We start from the raw sequence: 16,970 nt of genomic DNA on the forward strand, positions 1-16,970 counted from the left end.
GGATGCCGGAAGGAGCTGCCGATGATCCGCTCCGAGGCGGAATTCGTCGCGCTGCCGACAAATCCGGAGCGCATCGAGGGATTCTTCCTCGTCAACGAGGGCAACATGGGCAGCAACAAGTGCACCGTTGACCACTTCGACTTCCGCACGGGCGGCTATCTGCGCAACATCTATCCGGAGCGCAACCCCGACGTGGTGAAGGAGCTGGGCGATGTGGGCAACGACATCGCCATCCACGACGGCCGCCTGTACGTCGTGGTGAACTGCTCGAACATGGTCGAGGTGATGGACGTCTACACGGCCCGACACATCGGCAGTGTGGACATCCCCAACTGCCGCTACATCGTCTTCGACGGAGACAGGGCCTACGTCAGTTCCTATGCCGGACCGGTGCAGATCGACCCCAACGCCCGTCCGGGCAAGGTCGTGGAGATCGATACACGGACGCTGCGCATCACCCGCGAGACGGTCGTGGGATACCAACCCGAAGAGATGGTCGTCGTGAACGGGCGGCTCTACGTGGCCAATTCGGGCGGCTACCGGTTCCCGAACTACGACCGCAGGGTGTCGGTCGTCGACCTCGGCACGTTCGAGGTCGTGAATACGATCGACGTGGCCATCAACCTGCACCGTATGGAAAAAGATCGTTACGGCCGTATCTACGTCAGCTCGCGCGGCGACTACTACGGCACGGGATCGGACATCTTCGTGATCGATGCGGCGACGGAGCAGGTCGTCGGCAACCTGGGAATCCCGGCCAGCGAGATGTGCATGGACGACGACCTGCTCTACACGATCAGCACCGAGTGGAACTACACGACGGGAAAGAACGAGGTCTCGTATGCCGTATACGACACCGCCGCGGACGAGCGTCGGCCGGGCAACTTCATCACCGACGGCTCCGAAAAGAAGATCGCCCTGCCCTACGGACTGGCTGTGAACCCCGAAACGAAGGAGATATTCGTGTGCGATGCGACCGACTACGTGACGCCGGGTTACCTCTACTGTTTCTCTCCCGAAGGAAAACTGCAATGGAAAGTCCGTACGGGCGACATCCCGGCGCATATCGTTTTTTCGGAATACGAATTTTATTGATACCTGAATTTTATGGAGACAATGGAAAAAATGTTGTTGAAACGCATGTGTCCGGCACTGCTCGGCTCGGCGTTGCTCTTCGGCGTAACGGCCTGTAACGACGATGAGGGTTCCGATACGCCCTCTTCAGACGGGTTTTCGCCGTATGTGACGAAAGTCCTCGACTATCGTCCTGCCGTGGGGCAATTCACCAATACGATGCCCGAGTACGAGGAGGGCGACACGCAGGAGGATATGAACCGGAAAGTACTCGAAGCCATCAGGGACAACCGTCGGACGATGATCTCTCTGGGTGGTTACGGCGGCTATGTCGTCGTGGGATTCGACCACACGATCGAAAACAAACCGGGGCTGTGCGACTTCCGTGTGCTGGGGAACGCATTCAATGCCGGCGGGCAGACGGAGTACGGCAGCAGCGAGCCGGGGATCATCCAGGTGGCCTACGATGCCAACGGCAACGGTCGCCCCGATGACGACGAATGGTATGAAATCGCCGGCAGCGCCCATCCGGGCGGCAGGGAAGCGTGGTTCGACGAACTGCAAGCTGCGGGCAACGACATCCGGACCGTTACGGACTATCGGATCACCTATTACCGTCCGGAGACGGAAACTCCCGCCGATGCGGAGAAGTATATCCGTTGGACGGACAGCGAAAACGGCAGCGGCTATATTGCGAAAAACGGATACCATGCACAGCCGTACTTTCCGCAATGGGTCGAGGGGAATGAACTGACGTTCGAGGGAACCCGGCTGCCTCAGAACGGACTCGACCTCTCCGGCGAAGGAAATAACTTCGCACTCTACAAATTCGCTTACGGTTATGCCGACAACGAAACGAACACGGCCGATGCGTCGGCCATCGACATCGGATGGGCCGTGGATGCCGAAGGCAATCCGGTCGACCTTCCGGGTGCGGATTTCATCCGTATTTACACGGGCGTCAATCAGCAGAACGGCTGGCTCGGAGAAAACTCTACGGAGGTCATGGGGGTTGAGGATCTGCACCTGTTGGAGATACGCATCGAAAGTTCCGCTTTGAAAAAATGATATTTAATTTAAATTGGAAAAGAAATGAAACGGAAATTGTTACTTTGGGGATTGCTGCTGACCTCCGTGCTGTGTGCCACGAGTTGCAGCGATGACAAGGAGGAGGTGATTCCGTCCCCTGAATTCGAACTGACGCCCCGGACCGATGCCGATACGCCGCTATTCGTCGTCCCCGGGCAGTCGTTGGCGTTGACCTACTCGGCGACCAACGTTTCGTCGGTTTCGGCGGGGACGCTTCCCGAGGGATGGACGGTTACGATCGACGAAAGCGATCGAAGCATCGACATTACGGCAACGGAAGATGCCCAGACAAAAGCGACGCTGACCCTTACGGCAACCGGAGGCGGGACGGAAACGGCCTCGGCGACGGTCGACCTCTATTGCCTCAATGCCTTCGACGATCCCAACGGCGCCTTCGTGCTCAACGAGGGCAATATGACGACCGAAAACGGCTCGCTGATCTGGATCTCGCCCGAGGGTTACGTTTTCGACGACGCTTACAAGACGGTGAACGGCTCCGAGTTGGGCAATGTCGCGCAGGACATGGCCTTCCACGACGGCAAAATCTATGTCATTTCCCAGAACGGCGATGAGAATGCGGTCGGCACGAAATTCGAAAACGACGGGATGCTGGTCGTCATGGATGCCAAGACGCTGAAAAAGGTCGCCTCGTTCGGCAGGAAGCAGCTTTCGACGCTGGACTGGCCCACGCATATCGCCGTGCTCGACGAGCAGCATATCTACCTTCGCGACAAGGTCGGTATTTACCGACTCGATATTTCCGACCAGGAAAATCCGACGCTGACGAAGATCGAAGGCTCGGATGGCGCCCCACAAACTCCGTTTGCCGTATTGAACGGTAAAATCTACTCGTATGAGGCCGTTATGTTAGGGACGTATCTGTGGGAAATCGGCCCGGAAAAGGACGGGATCACCAAAATCGAATTGCCCTTTGTCACGAAGTACGACCTGAGCAATATCTACGGTATCCGGAGTTCCGACGACGGTAAACTCTGGCTCTTTTCGTTCGGAGCGGGAAACCTGGCTATCGGGAAAGTCGATCCTGCCGATCCCAATGGATTTGAACAGCGTCGTGTCGGAAAAACGAGACTCACGAATATCGGGGCATCGGGCGTAGCATTCGCCACTCATGGAGACGATTTCTACTATGCCGAGGGTACGACGATCTACCATCTGGATTTCTCCGTGATTCAGGAAGACCCCGACGATCAGGGAGGTACGGTAACGGTCGAAAAGCCGGGTGCGGCGTGGTTTGCGGACATCACGGGATTTGGCGACGACGATGCCAAAGAGCTTTACAACGGTCTGGCTGTACATCCTGTGACAGGCAACCTCTATGTCAATACCATCAAAGGCGTGGGCCCGTTTTACACGACGAACCACATCTGGGTAGTCGATCCCTCCTCGGGCGAACCGGTGCAGACATATGAAGATTATACTAACTTCCCGGCCGGAACATTCTTTCCGGCCGACAAATAAATCCGTAAAATATTTTAGATGATGAAACGCATATTTTATTGTCTGTTGCCCGCAATATCCTGCATGATGCTGTGGGCAGCCTGTTCGGAAGATTCGGGGAAGGATGGCCCGGAAGGTTCCGGCGGAAATGGCGGAGGTAATGAACCGGGGGAAACACTCGGCGGATATGCCGATCCCGACGGCGTACTGATTTTGAATGGAGGTTCACGTCCTAACGAGAACGGATCGCTGACTTATATCGCTCCCGACGGAACGGTCGAGGCGGATGTTTACAAACGCGTGAACGGAACGGAACTCGGCAACGATGCTGCAGATCTTTATATGTGCGATGGCAAACTGTACATTCTTTGTGATGATCAGCTTCATCCTGATGACCTGCCTGTCGGAGACGGCGCACTGATCATTGCCGATGCCGTAACCTTGAAGAAAGAAAAAGTCTTCACATGCGGCCAGCTTCAATTTCCTCGACCTCCCGAGACAAATGGAGAATCTGAATATATGCAGGTAATGTCGCTGAAAAATATTGTAGTGATGGATGAGGAAAACATCTATTTTTCAGATGCGCAAGGGCTGTTTCGCTTCAATAGTAAAACCGGGGAGAACGTCATTGTCAAGGGATCGTATGCTCTTGCCAATCAGGGAAGCTCGGTACATAACCTCGAAGCGATTGTTTCGACACGCGGTATGGCGGTTATCGGAGATAGGCTTTATTCGTGTGCGAGCGGTTTTTGGACATCGACGAAACTTCTGGAGTTTGTCAAGGGAAAAGATGAGGTAAACCGTGAGCTGGAATTGCCGAAAGGCAATTTCATCAGTGGAATCTGCAAAAACGGGGATCATGAATTGATCGTAGGGACCTGCGGACGCTTGGGTGAGGGTTCAAATTTTCTGCACTTTATTGATCTCGACACTTGGACGATCACCCAGACGAAGGCTATCGGTTCCGAAATCTCAGCCGAGTTCAGGGACTCTCCGGGCATTACGTTGTGCGGAGATCATATCTACCATGCTGCTGGTTCGACGACCGTCGGACGCACCTCGATCAAAACATGGAAACCGGAGGCGGCATACATCGACACGACGGCCGACGAGCCCACGGCACGGTATCTCAACTGCAATGTGGCGGCCGATCCGGAAAAACAGTATCTCTACGTTGCTGTATCACAGGAGTATGCTGAGAATGTGCCCTCTCCGGGAAATATCCTGGTGTACGACATCAGCGGTGATGAGCCGAAACTCGTACAAAATATTGCCGGCAAGACGAGCTATCCCAACGGAATTTATCCGGTATCGCAGTTTTATTGATTGCCGGAGGTTGTTCGCAACAAACTCGATTGAAGAAGGAGCCTGTCAAAATAACTGGATTTTAATGATCTCACCCCCTGTCATGATGTGGCAGGGGGTGAATCTTTCAGGAAAGAGTATTATGCTGACGACCGTGCCGGGTTCCCCGATAAATCGCTCGTTCCGCATCCTCTTTGATCTCCTGAGCCGTCTTGATTTTGCCGTTGTTGATCCATGCCAGCAATTCGTCCTCGTAGAAATAGGCTTTGCGTCCTTGACGACAGCTGGGGATTTCGCCTAAACGGGAAAGCGTATAGACGGTTTGCTTGGCTTTTCCCAGCATTTTGCTTACGGTGTAGATATCAGTTCCATTCGCCAACTGCAGGACTGCATAGGTGTGGCGGGCGGTGTGCGTTGAGAGATTCTTGCGGATGCCGCAGATGTCGGCCAGCTCCTTCAAGTAGGAGTTCATCTTCTGGTTGCTCGACACGGGCAGCCGCACGTTGTGCGCGACGCACTCGGGATCCGCGCGGTAGCGCTGCAGAATCCGCGCGGGGATCTCCAGCAGCGGAATATTACACATGTTTTTGGTCTTCTGTCGAGTTTTGCGAATCCAAACCATTCCGTTAATATCTGTTACCAAGTGTTCAGATTTAAGTTGTTTAACATCTGAGAATGCAAGTCCAGTCAAGCAACAAAAACAAAAAATATCACGGATTTGTGCCAGACGAGGAATCGAAATATTTTTATTTAAAAGAGTTTTCAGTTCTTGTTTTTCAAGAAATTCCCGCTCAACTGCATCTAAATGGAAGCGGATTTGTGCGAAAGGATCTTTTTTCATCCAACCATTAGCCAAAGCGATTCTGACAATCTTCTTGAAATTGGCAAGATATTTTGTCGTCGTATTATGACAACATTTGCGGACTGTTTTGAGATAAAACTCAAATTCCTCAACAAATTGTTTGGTAACCTCATCCAAGTAGCAATCCTCTTTCTTATAGGTGTTGCGCATAAACTCTTCAGTCAGACGTAAGCAAGTTTCATATCGAAGAACGGTATCAGGAGCGAAGTTAATACCGATAAGGGTTCTGCACTTTTTATTATGAGCATGGAAAACTTCCATCAAGGTATGACGATCCGACTGATCCTTGCCCAAATAGCGATTCAGAATGATTTGGGCGGACACCTCCTTCTTATCGAGTTCGAAATCTCTTTGGATTTGTAAAATGTTGGCGGAAATGGCATCCAGATAGAGGTTTAAATCCTTTCCGCCGCGGCTTTTTTCGTTGGCTTTTCCTTTTGCCGAGTTCCAGGCGTGCGGCTCGATGAAGCGTTTGATCGAGGCGTCAGCACGTTCTCCGTTGATTGTCAGACGCATAAACACGGGAGCTTCGCCTTTTTTGTTGGTCTTGTCCCGCCGAATGTAAAACAACAGTCCGAATGTTGTCCTTTCCATAAGTACACCGAATTAAGGGTTACAAAATTAGTTTCCCAAGTGTCTCATGTCAAGAGGAAGATCGCTGCAAACAGGTGCAAACCAATCTGTTACGAGCAATTCGGTGTACTTTTTCGGCCCGGAAAAAAGTACACCGAATAGGCCACAGGTAACCCGCTTTTCGATGCCTTTTTCTGCATTTCGGTCAAAATAAAACCTCTGTAAATGCGTGATTTACAGGGGTTTTCATTGTTTTAGCATATGTGCCTTGCGGAGAGAGAGGCTCTTGAACCTGTACTATCTCAAAATATCACACAATCGCAAATGCCTATTAATAACCAGATTATTACAATCATAATTAAATCTAAATATTATCGAATATCACTCGCTATTTCAATTTTTGGGTGTATATTTGGGTGCAGAATTTCAAATACACCCAGTCATGAACATCAAACGAAACATCATTTTTGCACCTGAAAGCCGCAAAAAGAACGGCGTTCCAATCGTGGATAACGTTCCCATCCGTATGCGTGTCATATACGCAAGCCACCGCATCGAGTTTACAACTGGATATAGGATTGATGTGACTAAATGGGACGCTGACAAGCAGCGTGTAAAGAACGGATGTACCAATAAATTGAAGCAAAGCTCATCTGAAATCAATGCTGATTTGCTAAGATACTATGCAGAAATTCAAAACGTGTTCAAAGAATTTGAGGTACAGGAAACAATGCCGACCACCCAACAGTTGAAAGATGCGTTCAATCTGCGAATGAAAAATGACAGCGAGGAGCAACAGGAAGATACTAAAATAAGTTTTTGGGAGGTATTTGATGAGTTTGTTAAGGAATGTGGCAATCAGAACAACTGGACAGAATCCACATACGAAAAATTTGCAGCCGTAAAAAATCACCTGAAAGAGTTCAAAGAAGATGTGACTTTTGAGTATTTCGATGAGTTCGGACTAAACGAGTATGTAAACTTCTTGCGTGACAAGAAAGACATGAGAAACAGTACCATCGGCAAACAGATGGGATTCCTCAAATGGTTCCTGCGATGGAGTTTCAAGAAAGGATATAATCAAAACATTGCATACGATACATTCAAACCAAAATTGAAAACCACCTCAAAGAAAGTAATCTTCCTGACATGGGACGAATTGAATAGACTGAAAGACTATCAGATACCCAAAGACAAACAATATCTGGAACGTGTCAGGGATGTTTTTCTGTTCTGCTGCTTTACGAGTCTAAGGTATTCAGATGTCCGTAACTTGAAGCGAAGTGACGTCAAATCCGACCACATAGAAGTTACTACCGTCAAAACGGCGGACAGCCTGAACATTGAGCTGAACAAATACAGCAAAGCCATACTTGAAAAATACAAGGACATTCACTTTGAGAACAACATGGCACTGCCAGTCATCAGCAATCAGAAAATGAATGATTATCTGAAAGAGTTGGGCGAGCTTGCCGAAATCAACGAGCCTGTAAGGGAAACATATTATAAAGGAAATGAGCGTATAGATGAAGTGACACCTAAATACGCACTGTTAAGCACTCACGCCGGACGAAGGACATTCATCTGTAATGCCTTGGCACTCGGTATCCCGGCACAAGTGGTCATGAAATGGACGGGACACAGCGATTATAAAGCCATGAAACCTTACATTGACATCGCAGATGACATTAAGGCAAATGCAATGAATAAATTCAATCAACTGTAAAAACAATCAGCAAGTTTCACGGGATGCCTGTTACTGGGCTTACCTTTGTAACTTTCAATACATACAACAATGAGCAACAACGATAACAATATAGAAAAAAGAAGTTTCGAGGCTTTTGTCAATGCCATCGGTTCAGAGATAGAGCAGGCACAAGTCCGGCTTATCAGTGCCGCCAATGCGCAGATGCTGTTCCATTATTGGAAGATGGGCAATTACATCCTGTACCACCAGAACCGACAAGGCTGGGGCGGCAAGGTCATCAAGAAACTGGCGCAGGCGATACGGTTCAATTATCCCGAAAAGAAAGGATATTCGGTCAGAAACTTGGCTTATATGTGCCAGTTCGCACGCTCCTATCCATTGGGCGCATTACGGAGTTTCATAGAAACCGATGCGAAATTACTTGCTCCAAGTGTGCAGAAAATCACGGATGAAATCCAAAGCCTGAACAATGTGTCATTTACGCAAGAGCCTCTTGCGCAAATTCAATCCTCAGACAATAAGGAAATTGCAATTGTGCAAGAACCTCTTGCACAAATTCAGGATGTAGTCCAAACAGTAGCCGCCGTTTATCAAGTACCGATTGAGGACATGGAAAAACTGTTCCTGGCATCACCTGTCGCAAGAATCAATTGGGCAAGCCATGTGATTCTGCTGAACAGTTCCCTTCCGTTAGGTGTCGATTACTGGTATATGAAGCAATCTGTGGAAATGGGATGGAGCAGTAATGTCCTTAAAATGCAGATTGAAAGCAAATTGTACGAAAGGCAAATCAACAGCCACAAGGTCAATAATTTTATCGCTACGCTTCCTGCACCTCAAAGCGACCTTGCCGACTACCTGTTGAAAGACCCGTATATCTTTGACTTGGCAGGAGCCAAAGAACGTGCGGACGAAAGAGACATAGAAGAACAGTTGGTGAAGCATGTTACCCGTTATCTTTTGGAAATGGGCAGCGGATTCGCCTTTGTCGCAAGACAGAAGCATTTCCAGATTGGCGACAGCGATTTCTATGCCGACTTAATCCTGTATAACATAAAACTTCATGCCTATGTGGTCGTGGAACTGAAAGCGACCCCGTTCAAACCGGAATATGCCGGACAGTTAAACTTCTACATCAATGTGGTGGATGACAAACTGAGGGGAGAGAATGACAACAAGACCATCGGGCTGCTGCTATGCAAGGGCAAGGATGAGATTGTAGCACAATATGCACTGACAGGCTATGACCAGCCTATCGGCATCAGCGATTATCAGCTCAGCAAGGCTGTGCCGGAGAACCTGAAATCGGCGTTGCCGAGCATAGAACAGGTGGAAGAAGAACTGACGATGCTTCTTGACAATGAAAAGAACAAACAAAAGTAGGACACTTATGGCAGACAAGATACAGACGATGATTCCCCGATACGGGGAACTCAACAGAATATACAGGGACTATATAGATAATTACGTTTTCTCTTTTGACAGTCAGAAATTCATTTCTGATTTCTGTCAGGAATACAATGACATGAAATCTTTTGAAGCAGCCATCCTTGAACTGGTGCTTGACAGGCAAAAAGAACAATACACCTTGATACTCAACAGCTTGAAAACCGAAATTGAAAAGAGCATACAGGCTTATGAAACACACCCCATAAGTGACAGTGCCGTAGAGCGTGTTTGCCATCAGCATATGGAAAGGTATTCCCTTGAAATTGAAGCCCAACTGGATGTAACAAGGAGCCTAAGCAAACCGCTGAATGAAGCCAACAACAGGTATGATTCCATTGGTTACAGGGAACATACTGCCGAAGAGGAGAAACAGGCTGAAAAAGAATATGAACGCTGCAAGGCTGAATATGACAAGGAAAGAGCCAAACTGAATGAACTCTATGACCAGCAAAAGGCAACAAGAAAGGAGGCATTCCAATATATGAAGAACCGTTGTGCGGACATATACCGCCAAAGTTGCCTTTTTCTGGATATATTGAAGAAATACATTCCTGACGGGAAACGACAGGACGAGCCGGGCAAACCCGTCAGCCAGCAGGAAACGACGGATGAACAACAAGAATACTTCAGCATGAAATTGCTCTCACTCATTCATGAGGTCTGTGTGGGAGAACAGTTCGAGGAAATTTCCGCACCGGATTTCTATGCCAACATGAACCTGCAACCCTGTAACTGCAAGCTGAAAACCAAACCGAGAGAGAAGATACGTGTATGTTACCTGATATTCCTCATGAGCGAAAAGCTCCCCAAACAGGACAGGGACAAATGGAAAGCCGGAATGCTCAAACTGCTGGATATTGATGACGGTTATTATAAGTCCAAGTACAAAGAGCCCGTTTCTGATTTCCCCAGTGACAGCAACCAGAATTTCGCCAAAGAAATGGAACATATATTCAGATAATCCGTGATATATCCTGATTCTTTACGAAAGTTCCACTTTTACCACTCAAATTAATTTTTGAGTGGTATTTTTATTTTCTGATATTCAATAAGATACAGCGATATTCGGATTATACCGTCCCCATCCTTACCACTCATAACCCTACCTAATTTTGCATCGTTCGAGAACAGAAATAACAGCCAGTGCGCAGGGCTGATTGTTTAACGACTAATTAGATTGGACGATGACAAATATCCAAGAATTATTATCCAAACCCGTCTGGCAGATGACAGGCGAAGAGTTCATCATGTTAAGCAGGCACGCATCCGGTCAGCCGGAAGCGCAGCCGCAGCCCGTAACGGACACAGGCAGGAAATATGTGTACGGCATACTCGGCATAGCCAAGCTGTTCGGGTGCAGCCTGCCCACTGCCAACCGCATAAAGAAAAGCGGGAAGATAGACAAGGCCATCACCCAGATAGGGCGCAAGATTATCGTGGACGCGGAACTTGCCCTTGAACTGGCAGGAAAGAAAACAGGTGGACGCAAGTAACGGGAGGAATCGCTATGGAATATATGAAAGACATCCGGGAAATATCGGACGAACAGGCGGTAATCCTCTGGCAAGCCTCACGGTTGAGCCTGTCGGGAAAATACGAAAAAGCACCCGAAATCCTCAGCGTGAAAGGTTCAGTTATCGGTACGTTGGGAAATTTCAGCGCATCCATCGGCAAAGCCAAAAGCAAGAAAACATTCAATGTGTCGGCTATCGTGGCTGCGGTATTGAAGAACGGCACGGTGCTCAGGTATGCGGCTGAACTTCCCGAAGCAAAGCGGAAAGTGCTTTACGTAGATACGGAGCAAAGCCCCCACCACTGCCTGAATGTAATGGAACGCATCATGCGCATGGCAGGGCTGCCCGATGACAGGGACAACGAGAACCTTGAGTTCCTTGCCCTGCGGAAATACACGCCGGAGCAGCGCATAAGGATTGTCGAACAGGCAATCTACCATACGCCGAACCTTGGTCTAGTGGTGATAGACGGCATCCGTGACATGGTGTATGACATCAACAGCCCCAGCGAATCGACACGCATCATATCGAAACTGATGCAGTGGACGGACGACAGGCAGATACATATCCACACGATACTCCACCAGAACAAGGGGGATGAGAACGCGAGGGGACATATCGGCACGGAACTGAACAACAAGGCAGAAACCGTGCTACTTGTTGAAAAGGACAAGAGCAACGGGGACATAAGCAAGGTTTCCGCCATGCACATCCGTGCAATGGACTTCGAGCCATTTGCCTTCCGCATTAATGATAGGGCACTGCCCGAACTGATAGAGGATTATCAGACAGAAGCCAAAGCACCCGGCAGACCCCAAGGCGAAAGGTTCGATGCCTGCAAGGACATTTCCGAGCAACAGCACCGGATAGCACTGGAAGCAGCATTTTCGTTACAGGACGAATACGGATATAAGGAACTGAGCAAAGCATTGAAAGAGTCGTATGCCTTTGTGGGTGTTCCGTTAAGCGACAACAAGCTGGTTAAACTCATCACAGTGTTGAAGAACAAGCGGATGATAGTGCAGGAAAATGGCAGGAAGTACAGGTACGAACCGGATTTCCACTATTAGCCCAATCCTCGCAATCACTTCACTTTATTCTCAGGGTCTATATATTAGGATAAAGCGAAGTGATTGTAGGGGCACACTCAACCGCTTCACTTTAAGCCGTATCCTATATATACGACAATAAAGTGAAGTGATTATACAGCCAGTAACCTATATGAAAAGGTACTGGCGAAAAGAAAAACAAACAATAACCGATAAAAACAATCATTTATGGACATACAGACAGCAAAACAAATCAGACTGGAAGAATACCTACACAGCTTGGGATATAGCCCGGTGAAGCGGCAGGGCATCAATCTCTGGTACAAATCACCGTTCAGGGAAGAAACCGAAGCCTCGTTCAAGGTGAACACCGAGCGGAACCAATGGTATGATTTTGCGCTCGGCAAGGGCGGCAACATCATCGCGCTGGCTTCGCACCTCTATGCAACGGACAGCGTGCCGTACCTTTTGAAACGCATAGAGGAACAGGCACCGCGCGTGCGCCCCGTTTCTTTCTCTTTTCGCAAGCAGTCATTTACAGAGCCGAGTTTCCAACAGTTGGAAATCGTGCCGCTTTCTTCTCCTGCCTTGCTCGCTTACTTGCAGGAAAGGGGAATAAATCCGGTACTGGCGAAAAAAGAATGTAAGGAAGCGCGGTTTACGCACAACGGCAAACGGTACTTCGCCATTGCGTTTCCCAACATGTCGGGCGGCTATGAAATCCGCAACCGATATTTCAAGGGCTGTATCGCACCGAAGGAAATATCCCACATCAGACAGTCGGGAGAGCCAAAGGGCACGTGTTTCGTTTTCGAGGGATTTATGGACTACCTCTCATTTCTGACCCTGCGGCTCGAAAGCTGTCCGCAATACCCTGATTTCGACAGGCAGGATTACATGGTTCTGAACTCTGTTGCCAATGTTTCCAAAGCACTCTATCCGTTGGGAAGATATGAGCGCATCCACTGCTTTTTTGACAATGACCGTGCAGGAATGGAAGCCCTTCAGCAAATCCGCAAGGAATACGACAGCACCCAGCATATACGGGACGCTTCACAAATCTACAGCGGATGCAAAGACCTGAACGAGTATTTGCAGAAACGCATGGCGGATAGAAAAGAGCAAATGCAATCCGTCAAAAAGAGGAATGATGCGTTATCCAAGAAATCGAAAGGCTTCCGGTTATAGCTCACTATAACTACACGCTTCGCTTGCGTAGTTGTGGGCTCTCCCGAGGGGCTTAGGACGCTGCCCTAAGAACCCGGCAAGGGCTTTCAGCCCTGTGCAACCCGACCAAAGAGTGACCCTCTCTTTGGAAACTCCGCTCATGGGTTACACCACTAAGAACCCCTTGCGGATATGAGCGGTAGCAACAAACAAGATTAGTAAATAACACAATCAAGATTTGAAAATATGGCAACAAAATCAAGCATACATATCAAGCCTTGCAACGTAGCATCAAGCGAGGCTCATAACCGGAGAACTGCCGAGTATATGCGCAACATCGGAAAATCCAAGGTATATGTGGTATCCGAACTCTCTGCGAATAACGAGCAGTGGATAAATCCGGACTTCGGCAATCCCGAATTGCAGGCGCACTATGAGGACATCAAACGGATGGTCAAGGAAAAGACTGGTCGTGCCATGCAGGAAAAGGAGCGTGAGCGCAAAGGGAAGAACGGCAAGATTATCAAGATAGCAGGATGTTCACCCATCCGTGAGGGAGTATTGCTCATCAGACCTGACACCACACTGGCAGATGTGCGTAAGTTTGGCGAAGGATGCCAAAAACGCTGGGGCATTACACCGCTCCAAATCTTCCTGCACAAAGACGAAGGGCATTGGCTGAACGGACAGTCTGACCCGGAGGACAGGGAGAGTTTCAAGGTTGGCGAAAGGTGGTTCAAGCCGAATTACCATGCGCATATCGTATTCGATTGGATGAACCACGATACAGGCAAAAGCCGCAAACTCAATGACGATGACATGGTGCAGATGCAGACCTTGGCATCCGACATCCTTCTAATGGAGCGTGGAAAGTCAAAAGCCGCAACAGGCAAAGAACACCTGGAACGGAACGACTTCATCATTGAAAAACAGAAAGCCGAACTGCAACGCATAGAAGCCGTAAAGCGGCATAAGGAACGGCAGGTGAACCTTGCCGAACAGGAACTCAGACAGGTGAAATCGGAGATACGCACGGACAAGCTCAAAAGCGCGGCTACCGATGCTGCCACAGTCATAGCAAGCGGAGTGGGTTCTCTTTTCGGTAGCGGAAAAATGAAGAAACTGGAGCAGTCCAATGACGAATTGCGTCAGGAAATTGCCAAACGGGACAAGGGTATTGATGACTTGAAAGCCCAAATGCAGCACATGCAGGAACAGCACGGCAGGCAGATACGCAGCCTGCAAGGAATACACAAGCAGGAACTTGAAGCCAAAGACAAGGAAATATCACGGCTGAATACTATTCTTGAAAAGGCATTCAAATGGTTCCCGATGCTTAGGGAGATGCTTAGAATGGAAAAGTTGTGCGCAGCTATCGGCTTCACCAAAGAAATGATAGAGAACCTACTGACAAAGAAAGAGGCTATCAGGTGCAATGGCAGGATTTATTCCGAAGAACACAGACGGAAGTTTGACATCAAGAACGATGTTTTCAAGGTGGAAAAGAATCCGACTGATGACAACAAACTGATGCTGACCATAAACAGGCAACCGATTGGCGAATGGTTCAAGGAACAGTTCAACAAATTAAGGCAGAACATTCGCTGTCCCATACAGCCGCAAAGGAAAAGCAGGGGGATGAAACTGTAATCGGATATTGCATTGAGAAACAAAAAAGTACCGTCCATAAATGACTGATAAACGGTACTTTTTTTGTAATTTTGTTATCGGATTTCAAAATAGGAAATATATAATGAAAAGGTATTCCAAAATAGCAATTATCACAGCTTCTATAATTGGCCTATATGTTTTTGCATTGTTGTCTTTTGGCTTCCCTATACCCAGAGGTCATAAAGTTAACAGTGATTATTATACCTACTATCAAAATATCAGAGGCATATACTATATCTCTGTTGAACATTCGCTAAACTTGATCAATTACGGTAATTGGGGATACCTCAAAGACGTGGACAAGGCAACATTTATGGTATTAGATGACAACTTGGCAAAGGATGCAACACATGTCTGGTTTGGAAGCAAGTTGATAGAAAACGTAGATGCCAAAACATTCCATATCAATGCCAACGGAGTTGCGTGTGATAAAAACAATGTCTATATCCGCGATTTCTCCAGCAGCAGTTCATTCATAAGACCTTCCCATAGCAGCATAGATGCTGAAACTGCCGAATATTTCGTGTATCGTCTTGGCCGCAGGTCGGATGAGTGGATACGAGACAAAAATTACGTTTACTACAATGATAAGAGAACTGATGTCGATAGAAACAGTTTTAGGATTATAGGCGAGGATTGGTTTATAGACAAGAACTATGTCTATCAGACTGTACCTAATTCTAAAACAGGACAGTGGGAACTACAGCGTATAGATTCCTTGCAACATCCTGTTGAGCCGGGGTATCAATATTTCCGCAATGGCAGAAATGTTATTTATGGTGATTCTGTAATCGTTCGGAATATAGATATTAAACGTTTTGAGGAAATCGGTGTCGGCAAATATTTAGTTAATGATATGCTCTTCTTGAATGGAGAACCTTTCCTCAAAGACTCATTAGATGTAGAAAATGCCACGTTCTATTTTTACGGGCGTATTGCAACCGACAAACAGTATGTATTCTTTGACAGGAAGCAACTAAATGACATTAACGCCGCTACTTTTCATCAAATTAGCGATGAAGTCTTTGAAGATAGAAACTACATCTATACTATAAAAGAAAATTCATGGAACGATGAATATCCGTTCGATAAAAAGAAGAAAGAGTATTAAGAAATCAATCATAAACAGATATTTCCCCAATGAATAAAGTCTAGGTTAATATGACAGAAGAAAAACTAAATATTAAGAAACAATTCTACGATATTATCAAAGAAGGTATAGCACCTATTTTAAAATCCGCTGAGTTTAAGAAAAACGGCAATAACTTTTATGCTCATGTAGGAGAATTAGATTGGTGTATCAATATGCAAAAAGACAGATGGGGATTTGATGATTCTTCAAACACATGGCAATTCACAATCAACATTGGTGTAACTTGGGGAGATTATGCAATGTGTTTGTTTAATGAGGTCTGTGATTTTCCTTTGGAAAATTCCTGTCCGATAAGAACTCGTATAGGGAATTTTATTGGAAAAGAGGATTATTGGTTCATTTTGCACCCAAATCAAGATTGCTCACCAATAAAAGATTTGATTTGCTCTATACTACAGAATAGAGTCTTGCCCTTATTAAAACAACATCAATGCTTGAATGATTTATGGGATTTAATAGAGGACAATCACTCAATACACACTTTCCTAATTAAACTGTTTCATGTCAGGTCTAAACAAAAAGTCTTTTGGGCTACCCCTATCGGCTTGTATATGTTGTGCCTTGCGACAGGAAAAGCGAAAAAGGCAAAATCGTTGAGAAGCAAAATGGAGCAACGAAAGGCAAACACTTCATTATTAGACAAAATAGACGAAATGTATAAAAGCAGGGGGATTAGCCCATAACCCTTTAAATAAGAAAACACCCGACTTTACATTCTTGGGTGTAAAATCGGGTGTTTAATTTGTAAAACATTGATTTTCAATGTTTATTGCGGAGAGAGAGGCACTAATAACTTGTATATCATAGAATATCATACAATGCCAAAATCCTTGTCGCTTAAATGAATTTTCTTGTTCGCCCAAAATGGTGATATTCTACAATACCACACAATCCCATG

At 47.2% G+C, this 16,970-nt stretch carries 14 protein-coding genes; 13 read left to right on the plus strand and 1 reads right to left on the minus strand.

The genetic code is table 11. The annotated features are described in order from the left end of the window. Nucleotides 1-21 precede the first annotated feature (21 nt). Genes B5G09_RS12120 through B5G09_RS12135 form a run of 4 tightly spaced genes read left to right on the plus strand, consistent with a single transcriptional unit; the run spans nt 22 to nt 4,947 of the window. A complete protein-coding gene (locus B5G09_RS12120) occupies nt 22-1,095 on the plus strand; it encodes a DUF5074 domain-containing protein (RefSeq protein WP_232009258.1) in 1,074 nt (357 codons plus the stop codon). A 21-nt stretch (nt 1,096-1,116) separates the two neighbouring features. Continuing rightward, a complete protein-coding gene (locus B5G09_RS12125; RefSeq protein WP_087405383.1) occupies nt 1,117-2,142 on the plus strand; it encodes a PKD domain-containing protein in 1,026 nt (341 codons plus the stop codon). A gap of 24 nt (nt 2,143-2,166) precedes the next feature. After that, on the plus strand, nt 2,167-3,642 hold the full coding sequence (locus B5G09_RS12130) for a DUF5074 domain-containing protein (RefSeq protein WP_087405373.1): 1,476 nt from the start codon (nt 2,167-2,169) through the stop codon (nt 3,640-3,642). Between the two features lie 21 nt (nt 3,643-3,663). Further along, nucleotides 3,664-4,947, plus strand: coding sequence for a DUF5074 domain-containing protein (locus tag B5G09_RS12135; RefSeq protein WP_143256558.1), 1,284 nt, complete (start codon nt 3,664-3,666; stop codon nt 4,945-4,947). Nucleotides 4,948-5,053: 106 nt separating this feature from the next. On the opposite strand, the gene B5G09_RS12140 is transcribed toward B5G09_RS12135, so the two are convergent. After that, on the minus strand, nt 5,054-6,382 hold the full coding sequence (locus tag B5G09_RS12140) for a phage integrase SAM-like domain-containing protein (protein WP_087405375.1): 1,329 nt from the start codon (nt 6,380-6,382) through the stop codon (nt 5,054-5,056). Nucleotides 6,383-6,803: 421 nt separating this feature from the next. Between B5G09_RS12140 and B5G09_RS12145 the strand changes: the two genes are divergently transcribed. From B5G09_RS12145 to B5G09_RS12185, 9 genes are all read left to right on the plus strand, one after another. After that, nucleotides 6,804-8,087, plus strand: a complete 1,284-nt coding sequence (locus tag B5G09_RS12145) for a site-specific integrase (RefSeq protein ID WP_087405384.1) — start codon at nt 6,804-6,806, stop codon at nt 8,085-8,087. A 69-nt stretch (nt 8,088-8,156) separates the two neighbouring features. Then, entirely contained in the window at nt 8,157-9,452 is a 1,296-nt protein-coding gene (locus tag B5G09_RS12150; RefSeq protein WP_087405376.1) for a PDDEXK nuclease domain-containing protein, read from the plus strand. A 7-nt stretch (nt 9,453-9,459) separates the two neighbouring features. Next, complete coding sequence (locus B5G09_RS12155) at nt 9,460-10,479, plus strand: hypothetical protein (protein ID WP_087405377.1); 1,020 nt, start codon at nt 9,460-9,462, stop codon at nt 10,477-10,479. Nucleotides 10,480-10,702: 223 nt separating this feature from the next. Further along, nucleotides 10,703-11,011 (plus strand): DUF3853 family protein, encoded by a 309-nt coding sequence (locus B5G09_RS12160; protein ID WP_008145895.1) that lies wholly within the window; start codon nt 10,703-10,705, stop codon nt 11,009-11,011. A 14-nt stretch (nt 11,012-11,025) separates the two neighbouring features. Further along, nucleotides 11,026-12,102, plus strand: a complete 1,077-nt coding sequence (locus tag B5G09_RS12165; RefSeq protein ID WP_087405378.1) for an AAA family ATPase — start codon at nt 11,026-11,028, stop codon at nt 12,100-12,102. Between the two features lie 207 nt (nt 12,103-12,309). Then, nucleotides 12,310-13,269 carry a toprim domain-containing protein gene (locus tag B5G09_RS12170; protein WP_087405379.1) on the plus strand — a complete coding sequence of 320 codons (960 nt, stop codon included), beginning with the start codon at nt 12,310-12,312 and terminating at the stop codon, nt 13,267-13,269. A 225-nt stretch (nt 13,270-13,494) separates the two neighbouring features. Further along, nucleotides 13,495-14,898: a mobilization protein gene (locus B5G09_RS12175; RefSeq protein WP_087405380.1), complete on the plus strand. Its 1,404-nt coding sequence runs from the start codon at nt 13,495-13,497 to the stop codon at nt 14,896-14,898. A 103-nt stretch (nt 14,899-15,001) separates the two neighbouring features. Further along, nucleotides 15,002-16,030, plus strand: coding sequence for a DKNYY domain-containing protein (locus B5G09_RS12180; protein ID WP_162608280.1), 1,029 nt, complete (start codon nt 15,002-15,004; stop codon nt 16,028-16,030). A gap of 50 nt (nt 16,031-16,080) precedes the next feature. Next, nucleotides 16,081-16,755: a DUF4304 domain-containing protein gene (locus tag B5G09_RS12185; protein WP_087405381.1), complete on the plus strand. Its 675-nt coding sequence runs from the start codon at nt 16,081-16,083 to the stop codon at nt 16,753-16,755. The last annotated feature ends 215 nt before the right edge of the window (nt 16,756-16,970 follow it).

The organism is Alistipes sp. An54, assembly GCF_002159375.1.
Classification (GTDB): domain Bacteria; phylum Bacteroidota; class Bacteroidia; order Bacteroidales; family Rikenellaceae; genus Alistipes; species Alistipes megaguti.